This window comes from Pseudomonas sp. DW-iso17 (assembly GCF_058725345.1).
This window is the reverse complement of record NZ_JBZXEA010000046.1, coordinates 64,919-78,754: the sequence shown is the minus strand read 5'-3', so window position 1 is coordinate 78,754 and position 13,836 is coordinate 64,919. Positions and strand designations below refer to the sequence as shown.

Genomic DNA, 13,836 nt, shown 5'->3' with positions numbered 1-13,836 from the left:
CCCCCCCCCCCCCCCCCCCCCCCCGTGCCGATAAGGTCGCGTTATATGTGGCTGCTCGCCATATTTTCGGGTAGGGCTGCCTTCCCCTCTAGACGTCGAGCTAAAGACCAAAACAATACGGCAGCCCTCAGGCATTAAAGCTTTCAAGTAAAAAAGAGAGCTCTTCTAAAATCGGCCCCCTCCATATACGGGACCTAGGCTGCGCCCATTTGCGTTTGCTTCATTTGGGTGTCGGGAAAGTTGAGGTGAAACCAGGTAAAATTCTGATCAGTCACTTCTACGCTCGCAGAACCCTGATGCAATCCCATAATTGACTGTACTATAGCTAGGCCCAGACCCGTACCACCTTCATTTCGTGCTCGGCTTTTGTCTACACGGTAGAACCGCTCGAACAAATGCACCTGGTGTTCCTTGGCGATTCCGCGCCCCGGGTTACCAACACTCAAGGTAGTTCCGTTAGCACCGCGTTGAACTTTCACGTAAACCGTCCGGCCTCTTGGGCAGTAGCGAATCGCGTTCGAGACAAGGTTCGAGATGGCTCGTTGAATCATTATCTGATTGCCACGCACCACGCCATTTCCTGTGAGCTGGAGTTGTATTTCGCCTTCTTCGGCCGTAATGCTGAAGAGGTCGCAGACCCGCTGAATTTCGTCGAGCAAACAGACATTTTCGAATTCTACCATTGACGCGGGGTGGCTGACCTGGGCTAGAAATAGCATGTCGGAAACCATTCGACTCATGCGGTCCAACTCTTCCGTGCACGACTCCAAGACTTCTCGGTACTCAGGAAGAGACCTTTCCCGGGTCAGCGCAACCTGAGCCTTACCCATGAGATTGGACAAAGGTGCACGCAGTTCGTGAGCAAGATCGTCCGAGAACTGCGATAGCTGCTGAACCCCATCATCTAGACGCATCAGCATGATATTGATTCCATCGCCGAGCTTCTTCAGTTCTGCCGGCATCCCCTTCGTTGGTAGGCGATGATCAAGGCTCTCGGTGGAAATTTTCGAGGCAATCCTCAAGAACTTGGTCAGAGGCAGTAGTCCTCTGCGCACAGTCCACCATCCAATGGCCAAGATCAGCAAGAGAATAAGAGGCGAGACCATCAGCGCCCAGGTTAGCAATGCATCGAGCAGGGCTTGGTTGGCTGACTGGTCCATGGTCATGAACACACTAACTTCGGTTCCATCGCCTAGATTCATTACTCGCGAAGCGCTAAGTAGCGGGCGACCCGTGGAGTCACGCCACTCGTGCTGTTTAACCTGCTCGGTTGGCTTGAACTTGTGCACTTCCAGGTTGACTGCCTTCGAACCTATTGAGAGCAGTGGAGTTTGCGTTTGTCCTGACTCAAAGATGCTGACGTACAGATTATTGTGCCCCATGACCAAGTCAACTAGCTGGTGCGCGTCTGGATTGACATCAGCGATACTAGTGATAGCGGATAGGTTGTGAGTCATACCCGCCATTTTCACTTCGAGGTCCATTCGGGAGTTTCTCTCGAGAGCTTGGCTCACCATCACATACCCAAAGGTGGCGAAAAGGAGGAGCAGCGCTGCGCTCATCAAACCGACTTTGAATCCCAGCTTCACAGCCAGACTGAACGGCCTCATGCGCGCTCCTCCAGAACGTACCCTATGCCTCGAAGTTTATGTATGAGCTTGGTCTCAAATGGATCATCGATCTTCGAGCGTAATCGCCGGATAGAGACGTCAATAACGTTATTATCGCAGTCAAAGTTCATGTCCCATATCAGCCAGATGCTCTGAGAGCGTGTAAGTGCTTTGCCAGCTCGACTAATGAGAAGGTGCAGGAGAGCAAATTTCTTGGTGTTGAGGTCTATGCGTGTAGATCCACGGAACACCCGATGGCGCACAGAGTCGAGCTCTACATCCGAAATTCTCAGCGCGTTTTTCTCAAAAAGCTCGTCGCCACGTCTTTGCAGCGAGCGCATGCGAGCAAGCAGCTCGGGAAACTCGAAGGGCTTGACGAGGTAGTCATCTGCGCCACCGTCCAAACCCTTGAGCTTGTCGTTGGTTCGTCCCCAGGCAGTCAGCATAATGACGCGGACCCGGCTGGTTTCTCTAATGACTTCCAAAAGGTCCAAGCCATTGATGTCAGGGAGGTTCACATCGAGAAGCAGAAACGAATAAATATTAGTATTGAATAAGTGAGCGGCATCAACACCATTGTTTGCTATATTTACGATGTACCCGCTTTCAGAAAGGCCCTGCTGAAGGTATTCTACGTTTTTGGTTTCGTCTTCCACAACTAGAACGCGCATAACTTATCTCAGGATGTGAGTAAAATAATAGTCCAATCGGCCGCCAGTGTGGTTATACGCTGATTGGTAGTACTGCTGTGTGCTTGGTGTTTAATTTCATTATTTATTTTCATGCGCATTACATTAACTCAATAATAACTGATCCTAGCGCGAATTGGCTAAATGCGCGTAAGCTTTGCAAATTTGTAATTTTTGCGCAATATTATTGATAGTTATGATAAATTGATTGTTTGGAATAATCGAGAATCTGTCAATGGTAAGGTTTTTAAGGCCAAAGCTGGCGGATGCCTTCAGTGCGCGTAGCAGGCGAATCTGCCTGAAGGCTCCTTTAATATTGGCCGCCGGTCAACTCGATTAGTCGTTAAATTTAGAGGTGGCAGTAATGCATATTTAAAAGCGCGTATAGTCTTGGGGAACGCATCTTAAGTCGATTTTTCTTAGGGCTTCTGCCTGCAAATACAACAATTAGCGTCATCAAAAAAACGACTAGTGTGAAGGCTTCGGAGCATTATCATGAAAGGCTGCTTGCTCCATTTGAATCGTGCAGTGATGAATTTCGAACGATTTACTCACCGCGTCAATGACTGATGCGAGAATAACATCTCGATTTAATGAATCTCGCACGACTACGTGCGACGTCAGGATATTGCGGCCACTACTTAGAGCCCAAACATGCAGATCATGGACCTCCATGACCCCATCTACTCCAAGTATCAGGGACTCTATTTCCGCAATATTGAGATTGTCGGGTACCCCTTCCATAAGTACCCCCCAAGCTTTCGCGCAACAACTGCCAAGTACGTGGAAACACCCATATACCGATTGCTACGGCGACAATCGTATCGACCCAGCTCCAACCTGTAAATCGGATGACAAGTGCCGCTATGATCACGCCCAATGAACCAAGCATGTCGCTCCAGACTTCAAGATAGGCTCCCTTGAGATTCAGACTTTCACTGCTGGCAGAGGAGAGCAGACGCATCGATATCAGGTTCACAAAAAGACCCCCAATTGCGATCCACATCATCGCACCGGTAGCAATCTCCGACGGTACTAGCAAGCGCTGATACGCCTCGTACAAAATGTAGGCAGCGACCATAAAGAGTAATAAGGCATTGAACGTTGAGGCTAGGATCTCTATGCGAGCATATCCAAAAGTCCGTTTCTGGTCCGCTGGCCGCTTGGCTATTTGGAGAGCAATCAGTGAAATTGCCAGAGCAGCAGTATCTGTGAGCATATGTGATGCATCAGACAGCAGGGCTAGGCTGCCGGTAACGCATGCTCCGATAACCTCCGCAATCATAAAAATACCAGTCAGGGCAAGCGCCATGAGTAGTTTTTTCTGGTGTCCTTCACGTAGAGCGGCACCGCCATGAGCGTGATTGGATCCCACATGCTTCTCCTTGCCTAATGTAGTGGTTGGCTTCAATCTAGATTCTCATCGCTACAAACAAAAACACAAATATGGATCCTACCTTTCAGAACGGCTAATAAAACTCATTTAAACTAATTGTAGTTTAGGATGAAAGTATGTTGTTGGTATGCGATTTTTTGCAGACCTGCGTCTCCTCTAGCCGGCGATACGGTGCTAGTCAACAGCCTACTTTGACACGGCTCAAAAAAAGAAGGTTCCGCTGGGATTGTGTCAGAATTGTAATTCTGCTGTAGCTATCTCGTTATCCGTCGTCAAAAATAATACGGCTAGCTAAAAATTTACGCTACGTAGCGGTGTCGCTAAGCACAGACACGAAATTACCTCAAACTCCTCGCAACGCTGCTGAGTAACATAATTACCTAGTTTTTTAACGCCGGCCGCGGTCAATATTTTCATCGCAAATTCTGATTCCTTAATCACTGAACTATCTCGTAAGGAAGAAACCGCGGGTTTTGAAATGATGCTCGGCGATACGGAGCTCGAGAGTGCCGTTCGATGTGAGGGGTTAGGTCGATGACACCGTTGAGATGCGGAACGGACTGAGGCTTAACCATTAACACCGATTGTCGAAAGTGGTCGTCGCTACCGACCCAAAAGGGGCGAATGGCGGTAATTTGGATGCCGCTAGACGCTGGCATCGTGTGCCGATTACCGACAGCGTAACCTTTCATTCTTGAAGAGTCGTATTTACCTGAGTCAAGCGACATGCGTGCTCACCCCAGATCGCAGCGGCTTTGCGACACGCTTGATTCATTCGCACACCTAGCCAGGTAGCAACTTGAATATTGGTTGTGGGTGAGGAGGTTATTGAAGTGAAAATCGGAGTTAGCGGCGCCGGCAATATTGGGGCTACCCTTGCCCGCAAGCTCGTCGCGTGCGGCCATGAAGTTAAGCTGGCAAATTCGAAAGGCCCCGAAAGCCTTCAAAACCTGGTCAGTGAAATCGGCGCACACGCTGTGACCAAGGAAGAGGCAGTGTCCGAGGTAGGCGTTGTGATCCTCTCGATACCCTTCCCAAAATATCCAGATCTCAAACAGACGTTAAAGAATGTCCCCGAGAAAGTCGTTGTCATTGACACGTCCAATTACTATCCGGGACGCGACGGGGCAATCATAGAAGTTGACGACGGCAAGCCCGTGAACGTTTGGGTAAGCGAGCAGTTTAGCCGCCCGGTCATTAAGGCTTGGAACGCCGTCCTTGCAGCGACTCTTGCCGACAATCGGCAACCAACTGGATCTTCGACACGCATTGGCTTACATGTAGCAGGGGATGACACTCATGCAGAGGCCGTCGCGCAGGATCTCGTTGAGGATACGGGCTTTATCGCGCTTGCCGCTGGTAGCCTTGAAGATTCGTGGCGTCAGCAACCAGGAACACCAGCCTACTGCACCGAGCTAACATTGCCGGAGCTGAAGATGGCGCTGGAGGCGGCAGACAAGGTACGGGCACCTCAAAACCGAGACGCACTTATCGCAAAATTTATGGTTCCCGGCAGTCAGTTTACAGATGAGCAAATTGTTGCCACAAATCGCGCTAGGACGGCCTGACTACCGGATTAGGCGGGATTCTTTGCTAGAATTTCGCCTAATTGATCTAGTCGCTAAACTCATCTCTTTACGTAAACAGGGCACTGCAGACGCGTGCCTAACTCAGCGTCTGGATGAGGCCGCGAATTTCCTAACCTGTCCTGTATCGCGGCCTAGGCCACGTCACGTTGTTCAAGCATCCGCTCAATCTCAGCGCCAGCTAAAGCGTCGCAAGCGTGCGGCGTGGTCTACTACCGATCTCAACTATTAAGGCGTTGGCGTCAGGAAGGCGTGTTTACCGGACGCTTACCTTCAAGGAATTCCGGGCAACACAGAAACAAGAACGCCGATTTGATTGATGATGTTCGTGCGAGCAAACACATCTAACAAACCGGCGTTCTTATGTGCGATATTATACTTTTCTTCCTTTTTGGGAGGGCTTTTCTGTCGTTAACACAAAGCCTGATGGTGATGCCCTCCAGATCGATCTGACTCCCCGCGCCAAACTAGACCGTCTCGTTTTGAAATAGTGGGCTGTGCCCAGTGAGAAAGATTTGCCCCAGGTATTTGGGGCGAAGGGCAACGGCGCCATCGGCTTGTTCTGCCGTCATTTCGAGCTCCTCTACGAAGAAGTCCCAAAGCTCCTCATTCGTCGATACCTCGTTATTGGCGAGCTGATCTTCGATGTTTTCAAGGATTTGTTGGGTCAGGTTATTGAAGATTAGATTCATGTGCTGCTCCTGTTGAGTCGAGGAGCGCCCAGGAGGGAGCCTCTCATGAATGTGCCGATTGGCTTGGCGTATCGCCGGCATCGTTAGGTATTGGAGATATTCCATACCTGCAGTTTGAAGTTGTGTAAATAGCCGAGCTCCGAGAGCCGACTGCACTGTTGGCGTAGTTGCTGACGATCAACAGTTGTGTCCAGCCTGACTGTATAGCTTAGAGGCCAGATTGTGCCGAACAACTCGGCATCTGCCTCGAGGTCGTTGGTTGCGCCGGTCGGGGTCATCCCGAACGGGGCATCCTCTTTTGATACCTGTTTATTGGTGGCCGGTAGGGCGGGCGGATTATTACGCTGCACAGGCTTGGAGAGGTTGGAAGAAGACTCTTCATCCATAGGGTCAGGCTCGTTTGGCGAGAGCCTGGCGGCGTCTTCTGGTGTCAGATTGTCGACGTCGTCGAGGCTCATGCTTTCCAGCCTTGCACGGATCTCAACGATCAGGCGGCCTGCTGTGGAGTAATACGAAGGACGGATCTCCGTTATCAGAAAGTCGCCTCGGTATTTGCCTTCATCGTACTGATCGAGGAGTGCGTCTTTGATCACGAACTCACCGATAGAGGTCGAAAGCCGTCCGACGTTGAATTCGCCATTACGGCCGCTGATGGTACGGATGGCCAGTTGGCCGGGGATGTTGATCATGGGCAGCTCCACACTGCTACGAATGAAAAAAGCCCGACAGGTGTCGGGCTTTGGGCAGTGCTGTGATTGTCGAAGGATTACGGGCAAGAAGTATGAGTTTCTTCCTTGAGTGAGATGTACAGATAGAAAACGCCTGGCGGTGATTCTATACGGTCAAGTTTTAGGTCCAGCCAGACTCGATCAGTGCTATTGCCGGCAGGCAATAAACGATAGAGGCCGAAATGGATCTGTGTGCTGTCAGGTTGCAAGTGCAGTTCTCGGTAGGCCTCCAGGACAACTTCGCCCAGTCGCTCACTGACAACACTTGCATCCTGAGGGTTTTCAATATGCACCGCTTCCTGCCAGGCCCGGGGTGTTAAAACGACCGGGAGCTTGAGCAGGTCAGACGACACGAGGTTAGTGGTGCTTTGCATGTTTATCTCCAGGTGTGAGAAACCACCCGGCCCGTCCGGGAAGTGGTTTCCCGGTTAGGTATGTTTTGGTTATGTCAGGACCAGCACACGTGGCGTTGTGTCCAGAGGTTGAGGTCAAAAGCTTGTTTCGCGGCATATTCGCTGCGGTAGTATTCTTCGGACTCCCTTGATACCGGTTCAAACTCATCAGCGGTACCAATGTAATAGCCCGCAGCGCTCTTCAGTATTTGGAGGGGGTACTCGATACCGCACTCGGCGAATGCAAGTTTCCCGTATGCAAAATCCGACACAATGTATGGTTCCGGTGTTATTAGCTGCTGCTGGTCTTCTTCAGTAAAGCGTGACCAACCGCCACCATTAATGGCCGCGTTCACTCCTTCGCCCCAAGCTCGACTGAGCGCAGGAACGGTTTTGAACAGCTCGGGTACGATCGGCTGGCCGGCGCGGTACGCGTCGGCACCCAGAATATGAGCCTCGATCTCAGCCTCATATTGGGTAATCTCGTCGCCATAGATTTCCGCTTTTGCATAAGCAACGCGTATATCGAGAGATTGCGTAAATAACGTGTTCATAAAGGTGAGTCTCCAACGGACGAGAATCACCGTGCCCGGAAGGGAGGTGTTCCCTGCGGACTTTGATAATAATGAAGGCACCCGAAGGGTGCCTTTCAACAAAGTGAATCAAGATGCCGTACGCTGCTGTTTAGCGGGCGTTGGCTTGGATTGTTCCTCTGCTACTGGCTCGGATGCTTCTTCGCTTGCGAGCTGTGCTTCAGGTTCCGCTTCGCCGTCTTCAACAACTGGTTCTACTTCACGAGGCTTTGCTTCATAGACGGTTTGGCCATCCACCTTGATCCAGCCGATAAACAACAGGCGTCCCTTGAGGCTTGCTCCAGGTTGACCTTTTTTATCGCCTTTCTCGTAGGTAAATGCGTCGGTCCAGATATCACCGATGCGGAAGCTCACAAGGACCTTCTTTCCGGCTTCAACGGCTGCTTGGCTGCGACGAATCAGCTTTTCAGCTTCAGCGCCGACCACGTTGCAGTCGATATAGGAATACTCGGCATCATCCATCGAGCCGCGCAGAGCCGCAACGGTAACTGCCATGAATGGCTTACCTTTGCCGCGAGGTTTCACTTCACGGATACGGTTGAGATAACCGATACCAGTGGTGTGAAGGTCGAAGAATTTTGCTTCGTTGGATTGATTAGTGCTCATGGTGATTCTCCAGTTTCGAAATAACAGAAAGCGGAGAAACACTTCGCCCTAGGGGGAAAGTATTCCCCGCGAGGGTGGGTGGAGCTTAAGGTTGTTTAATGCATCAGCTTCATTGCAGCAATCATTACACCGACAGCTGCAGACAACATGACGCCCATGCGAATGGTGAGCTTGACTTCAAGCTGTGAAATCTCAGATTTGAACTCTGCAGCAAGAGCAGTTAAATCTGCCTTGGTAGCCAAACGTGAAAGCATGTCGGTCTCCAAAGCTTCAATAACAGCATTTGCCTTCTGTTCCGGGACGTTAATCGAAATCAACGCCTGGTAGAGAGCCAGTTCAGTTTTCATCAGACCTCCAAAAGTGAGAGGCCTGCCCTGACGGGGTAGGCCCGTCATGGGTGGGAAAGGTGCTTCCATCGACTAAGTCGACTGATCGCGCTACCGGAAGCTATGGCGATCTTGGGAGTGGATCAATGCAGAAAACCGCATCGTAGTCTTGCGGATCCAGACTACTTGGGCATGTTGCTGACGACGTCAGCGATACATGTGCAGATCATGGAAATACGATTGTCGCTTGTCAAGCCCCTACCGTGAAAACTCTGAGGAAACCTTCCCTTTGGGAAGGCTCCCTACAGAGGCGAAGGACGCAGACTTAGCAAGTTGCTGGCACCAACGAGCGTGCAGCTGGCTTCTTACGCGGTTTCCGAGCTGGCTTTTCGACCACTCGAGTGTTAGCCGCGTACCAAAGGTTCAGGTCGACACCTTTACGAGTTATTGCCGGTACATGATCCATCTCACGTACGAGACGCTCAGGTACGCAGGGCGGTGGAAGCAACGGAGCTGCTTTGGTATGGATAGCTGTGGGCGCAGCGCTGGTTTTCTTTACCGCACGCAGAAACTGTCGCGTGATGGTGCCAAGCGCGAAACCGAAGCCATAAGCAAGTTTGGACATGGTGATTCTCCTGCAGGTTGAATGCGGAGAACCCACTGACCCCGTTGGGGAAGTGATTCCCCGCGAGGTGAGTTGCATAAGGTGCTTCCATCGACGATTGTCGACCGACCGCGCTACCAGAAGCTCAGCGGTCTTGGGCGGATCTGACACGAACATCGTGTCGCAGTCTTCAAGATCCTGACTGCCTGGGCATGATGCTGACGACGTCAGCAAAGCACGTCCATATCATCGAAGGGGGGATGGTGATGTGTCAAGCGGAGAGGGATATTTCGCGGAGGGCAAAGAAGGTTCAGGTCGACAGGAGAAGCTACCGAGAGTAGCTGGGTCAACAGTCACTCTCGGATGTAGTAAGTAGCGTCTTTCAGAAAAAAATACCACCTGTGCGGGATGAAGGCGTTGTTGATCCCTGGGCTGTGATCTGAACGTCTTACTTCCAACACCTGGCCGATTATCGTGGCTGAGGCCAGCTAGCATAAGGCACGCATCCGCGCACAAAGGGAGCCCTGCGTTTCGCCGGCGGGCCACCGGCAAGGAAAAGCAGCTACCAATAGGTAGCCTGATCATCCTTTGCAAGATGATCAGGCTACCTATTGTGTGAGCTTTAAAAAGTGTGGGCCACAACACCAGTGTGGCCCTTAGACTACGGTGCTTCGAACCTCAACAGAGCCCTATGTGCCTTTGAACTCGCAATTCACGAGTTAGACGGCTGCGTGTCTGGCTTGAACAGGGAGACACAGGGAGAGCTCTGAACCAGGTCCGCACGCCCTTCCCGGAGCTATGCGTGCTTTGGGGTTGGTGATGAGGCAAGCCGCATCACCGGGCGCTACTGATGACCGCCAGTAGCCAACGGGGTGGAAACGTTGTTGTGATCATTATGTTGATAGGCCGGAGCTTATGCAACCCGGCGCCTTTCAAAGTCGGTCGACTCAGACTAATTGACTGCGACGACCGCACCTTCGGGAACAGGGGACGGAATTGCTATACCGGTCGCCCCAGTTATCTGTGAAATCAGCATTCCTGAACGCTTTAAACCAACGGTAGTTGTCTTTGTCAGGTCTACCAGCACAGAAGGCAAGCCTGACGGTGCAACCCCATCAAAATAAGTATAGGCCGTTCCTGATGAGATGTAAGAACCTACGCCCACAGGTTTCACAAACCACCCAGGTAGGTTGAGCGCAGAATCGCTCGGTACTCCGCTGAAGCCCGGGTTGGCCTGGGCATATTCGGTAGCGGCAGATCGGTACACCAGAAAGCCGCGACCCAGTGAGTCGAGGGTAGCGTAGTCGGATGTACGTTGGTCCTGATGTTGGTTCTCCATGAAAATGCTGGAGGCAATGAGCACAATCATCAAAACGAGCCATTGCATTGTCATGATATGAGCTCCATCCACAAAATGGTGGTTGTTACCACCTACGCGTCAATAACAAAACTATTTCGTGAGGATAATCAATGTTAAGCAAATTCCTACTAGGCCAAGCGCAATGACAGTCCACTTTGCGGCTCGCTTGATGCTCATTGGTTTGCGTTGTGGATTGATTAATTCCATAGTGGCGATCTTTTTTACTAAATAACGACCAGAGGCCGTTGGTTGTAACTTGTAAGTGAACTCGCCGACCTCGAATGCCTCTTTTTCTTCTAGTGCGCGACGCCATAGCACAGTTGAGCATATCCTGCTTCGGGTGCTTAGCCAGGTCTGTAATTCTCCAGCACTATACTCAACGTTATTCTCAAGCGTCTGCACTGCAATAATCCCCATAAACATACTATAAAACGTTTTTGAAATTTTATAAATGGATGCTTTATTTGAAGCAGCTCCAATAGAAAAGACCTGGCCAGGAAAGTCGAGATGTGGAGAGAAACCATCCACTTGCATTTCTGAAGATGTACCCAGTCTCACTATCCCCGATGCCAAAAGCGCCAGTTAAAGAGCATGACTTCCATGTAGTGTCGCCAAGGGAGCAGGTCACACTTCCTCTGGCAGGCGCCTGGCAGGTGCCCTGGATCAGCTGGAATTCCCACCCACCTGGTCTTTTCCATAAGCCTTGTTCGCAGGACAACGTTATTCCCGCGGCGCTTTTTGCAAGAAGGGTTCGGTCACTGCACTGTTGCCCCTCGGTAGCTATGCCTCCCAGGGACAAATATTCATTTGTCTGAATGCGATCATAGGCCGTTATCTTGCCCGTCGAGGTTATCTTTCCACCCCATAGTTCACCTCCGGTTGAAAAGTTTTTGTCGTTATAAACTTGGACCCAGTTGGGGCTATTTTGATAAATCCCGCCTCCCCATTTTTCGCTGTACCAGCCTGTGTCACCACGTGTTCTGAACCAACCACCTGTGCTGGTATCACCGGTAATGGTTGCAGTAGCGGCATTAACATTGGCTGTGGCGATAACGTTTCGAGCTGTAATGTCGGCGTTAGCTGTTATGTTGCCTGACGCTGTGATACTTCCTGCGTTGTTAATATTGTGGTTGCCCATCGTGATATCAGTATTCATCGTGTTGAATTCTGGATGATTGGGCACTGCGTTTCGATATAGATAGTCATTAGCCAACGCTCCATCCATAAGAAAAAGTGCGCTAGCTGTATGTCCTGGGCCAGGAGCTATAGCATAGTTACTTAGTGCTACCTGCCATCCACCCCGCACGCCCTGGACGATGTTCGGATTGGCAGAAGAGATGAACCCACCAGGTCCTCCGAGATTTTCAGCGATGGTTCGAATACCCATTTCAGGAATCGTCTGCCCACCTGTAGTAACCACAATCACTTCCAGTTGATTGGCGTTGGGTTTCCGGGCGAGGCCGACAATGGTCTGCCCAAAGGCGTTAGTGGGGCTATAACCTGCAGGAAGGTAGTTGGTGTTGACGAGCATCGGAACGGTTATTTGCACCGGTACGGTTGCTGCCGCGTTGGCCAGCACCACGCTGTAGTTATCCTTCAGATATTTGGCCAATGCCTCTGAAATGGTTCTCTGTTGATCAGCCGCAATTCGATAGTCCTGAGAATCCATCTGCTTGATTTGCCATGCGATCGCCAAAGTGACGACAACGGAGAAAACGGCCAATCCGATCGCCATGTCCAAGCTCAAGAACCCCCGCTGCTTGATCCTACTGGTCATTCCAGAGACTCCTTGATGATTGGTGAGCGATGTCGTGATCGAGCATCGTGATCTTTCCTGCATGGACTTTCTCTCGGATGCCCGGTCCGTCATCGCCTGTGAAAAGCAGGCTCTGCAGGGTTAATCGACGACTTCCTTCGTTGCCACTTGATAAGGACTGGTGAAGAACAGCCACCAACCCCTTGGAGAGCAGCTCTCGGGCGTTATTGAGTAACGGCTGAGCCAGGGCTGATATACGTTCAATGCCTTGAGTAACGCTGCCGGCATGACCTGTGCTGATAATGAGATGGCCATTGATCGAGGCTTGAATTACTTGTGCTGCTGTCGAGCTGTCGCGAATTTCTCCCACGAACAGGAAATCGGCTCTTGTGCGCAGCGCTAGGATCAAAGCTTCCTCGTATCCCCCCATCCGGCGAGAGACCGGAACTTGAATGCAGCGCCCACTCCCATGCCTGCCATTCAAAAATGGTTCTGGAGGATCCTCTACAGCCACACAAATGCCTCCCCAGGCCTCGAGACGTGCTTTCACCAGTGATGCAGCACTTGAGGTTTTCCCTGTGCCCATTTCCCCACAAATAAATATCAGGCCGCGTACCGTGTCGCTCATCAGCGCGTCCTGCAGATAGTCGGGCAGACCCAGCATGTCCAATGGACGGATCTGGACTGAGGATTTGCTTACGACAAACACAGGCTTGCCATTCAAATCCAGCAACTGGGTTACACGAAGGACGACGCCATCTTCAATTAGGGCGAACTCTGGATCCTGGGTTGCCTTGTGCTTTTCCTCGCACTGCGCCCGTAAGCGCTCAAGGTCTGCCCGCCATTCGGCGGGCGCTTCAACCCTTCGTGCCTGCCCAGGGAGACCTTTGGCGTCGGCAAATCCATCGCCGAGGTACAGGTCGACGAATTCAGCATCAGAGATCACGCTCACACTGAGTTCCTTAGTACGAAGTCCAAGCGATGGTATTGGCGTCCGAGGAGCAGCTGGTCGCAGCTGCCACCGCAGTGATTTCGCCGGCAATTGCAGTGCCGCCATTGATCGCCGTCGTTGTCTGTTTGTCCTTGGCCATGTTCGAGGCAAGGGTGATGCAGGCATTTTTCGGAAGGTTGGATTCTGTGATGGTGAAGGTCATGCCGTTGCTCATTACGGTCACTGCGCCGTTCCAGCGGTTGGACAGGGCATTACCGTTGATGCTCATGCCGCCAGTTGCCTCGAGGTTGATCAAAGAAGGCGCCAAGTTGGTGCCTGCCGTGGCGTAGCCCGTGGTGCTTTTCAGTCGTTTGGTATTGCTCAGCAACGTGCCGAGATTGCTCTGTTCAATGGTGACGTCCGAGCTGCCGAACGTTCTGTAGCCCATGAACACGATGAAACCAAGTGCCACCGCGATCAGCATCAACCAGAACATCCCGTCCAGGGAGAGAAATCCGCGTTGGTTGTTTTGAGTGTTTGTTGGCATTTCCAGTACCTCATTTAGGT

At 51.4% G+C, this 13,836-nt stretch carries 15 protein-coding genes and 1 pseudogene; 1 reads left to right on the top strand and 15 read right to left on the bottom strand.

The annotated features are described in order from the left end of the window. Positions 1 to 194 precede the first annotated feature (194 nt). The 3 genes and pseudogenes from AC4PS6_RS25375 to AC4PS6_RS25365 form a co-directional block, all read right to left on the bottom strand. Positions 195 to 1,610 carry a heavy metal sensor histidine kinase gene (locus AC4PS6_RS25375; protein ID WP_019818107.1) on the bottom strand — a complete coding sequence of 472 codons (1,416 nt, stop codon included), beginning with the start codon at positions 1,608 to 1,610 and terminating at the stop codon, positions 195 to 197. Beyond that, the gene (locus tag AC4PS6_RS25370; RefSeq protein ID WP_019818106.1) at positions 1,607 to 2,281 is read right to left on the bottom strand and encodes a heavy metal response regulator transcription factor; all 675 of its coding nucleotides are present in this window, start codon (positions 2,279 to 2,281) and stop codon (positions 1,607 to 1,609) included. The genes AC4PS6_RS25375 and AC4PS6_RS25370 overlap by 4 nt, the downstream gene beginning before the upstream one ends. Positions 2,282 to 2,767: 486 nt before the next feature. Next, positions 2,768 to 3,674: pseudogene (locus tag AC4PS6_RS25365) on the bottom strand (cation diffusion facilitator family transporter). Between the two features lie 833 nt (positions 3,675 to 4,507). Between AC4PS6_RS25365 and AC4PS6_RS25360 the strand changes: the two are divergent. Continuing rightward, positions 4,508 to 5,263 carry an NADPH-dependent F420 reductase gene (locus tag AC4PS6_RS25360; RefSeq protein WP_019818104.1) on the top strand — a complete coding sequence of 252 codons (756 nt, stop codon included), beginning with the start codon at positions 4,508 to 4,510 and terminating at the stop codon, positions 5,261 to 5,263. 485 nt (positions 5,264 to 5,748) lie between these two features. Here AC4PS6_RS25360 and AC4PS6_RS25355 read toward each other — a convergent pair whose 3' ends face one another. From AC4PS6_RS25355 to AC4PS6_RS25300, 12 genes are all read right to left on the bottom strand, one after another. Then, on the bottom strand, positions 5,749 to 5,973 hold the full coding sequence (locus AC4PS6_RS25355; protein ID WP_019818103.1) for a hypothetical protein: 225 nt from the start codon (positions 5,971 to 5,973) through the stop codon (positions 5,749 to 5,751). Between the two features lie 83 nt (positions 5,974 to 6,056). Next, positions 6,057 to 6,662, bottom strand: coding sequence for a DUF3275 family protein (locus AC4PS6_RS25350; protein WP_019818102.1), 606 nt, complete (start codon positions 6,660 to 6,662; stop codon positions 6,057 to 6,059). 77 nt (positions 6,663 to 6,739) lie between these two features. Next, positions 6,740 to 7,075, bottom strand: a complete 336-nt coding sequence (locus AC4PS6_RS25345; RefSeq protein ID WP_019818101.1) for a hypothetical protein — start codon at positions 7,073 to 7,075, stop codon at positions 6,740 to 6,742. 74 nt (positions 7,076 to 7,149) lie between these two features. Beyond that, positions 7,150 to 7,647, bottom strand: coding sequence for a hypothetical protein (locus AC4PS6_RS25340; RefSeq protein ID WP_019818100.1), 498 nt, complete (start codon positions 7,645 to 7,647; stop codon positions 7,150 to 7,152). Between the two features lie 108 nt (positions 7,648 to 7,755). Continuing rightward, positions 7,756 to 8,292: an STY4534 family ICE replication protein gene (locus tag AC4PS6_RS25335; RefSeq protein ID WP_019818099.1), complete on the bottom strand. Its 537-nt coding sequence runs from the start codon at positions 8,290 to 8,292 to the stop codon at positions 7,756 to 7,758. A gap of 95 nt (positions 8,293 to 8,387) precedes the next feature. Then, positions 8,388 to 8,639: a hypothetical protein gene (locus tag AC4PS6_RS25330; RefSeq protein ID WP_008437363.1), complete on the bottom strand. Its 252-nt coding sequence runs from the start codon at positions 8,637 to 8,639 to the stop codon at positions 8,388 to 8,390. Between the two features lie 304 nt (positions 8,640 to 8,943). Next, a complete protein-coding gene (locus AC4PS6_RS25325; RefSeq protein ID WP_073451708.1) occupies positions 8,944 to 9,243 on the bottom strand; it encodes a hypothetical protein in 300 nt (99 codons plus the stop codon). A gap of 931 nt (positions 9,244 to 10,174) precedes the next feature. Continuing rightward, complete coding sequence (gene pilM, locus AC4PS6_RS25320; protein ID WP_019818097.1) at positions 10,175 to 10,615, bottom strand: type IV pilus biogenesis protein PilM; 441 nt, start codon at positions 10,613 to 10,615, stop codon at positions 10,175 to 10,177. A 57-nt stretch (positions 10,616 to 10,672) separates the two neighbouring features. Further along, complete coding sequence (locus AC4PS6_RS25315) at positions 10,673 to 11,110, bottom strand: hypothetical protein (protein WP_124356003.1); 438 nt, start codon at positions 11,108 to 11,110, stop codon at positions 10,673 to 10,675. After that, positions 11,043 to 12,359, bottom strand: coding sequence for a shufflon system plasmid conjugative transfer pilus tip adhesin PilV (gene pilV, locus AC4PS6_RS25310; RefSeq protein WP_019818096.1), 1,317 nt, complete (start codon positions 12,357 to 12,359; stop codon positions 11,043 to 11,045). The genes AC4PS6_RS25315 and pilV overlap by 68 nt, the downstream gene beginning before the upstream one ends. Further along, on the bottom strand, positions 12,349 to 13,290 hold the full coding sequence (locus AC4PS6_RS25305; protein WP_008437359.1) for an ATPase, T2SS/T4P/T4SS family: 942 nt from the start codon (positions 13,288 to 13,290) through the stop codon (positions 12,349 to 12,351). Before AC4PS6_RS25305 ends, pilV begins: the two co-directional genes overlap by 11 nt. A 10-nt stretch (positions 13,291 to 13,300) precedes the next feature. After that, the gene (locus AC4PS6_RS25300; protein ID WP_019818095.1) at positions 13,301 to 13,816 is read right to left on the bottom strand and encodes a type 4 pilus major pilin; all 516 of its coding nucleotides are present in this window, start codon (positions 13,814 to 13,816) and stop codon (positions 13,301 to 13,303) included. Positions 13,817 to 13,836: the final 20 nt, after the last annotated feature.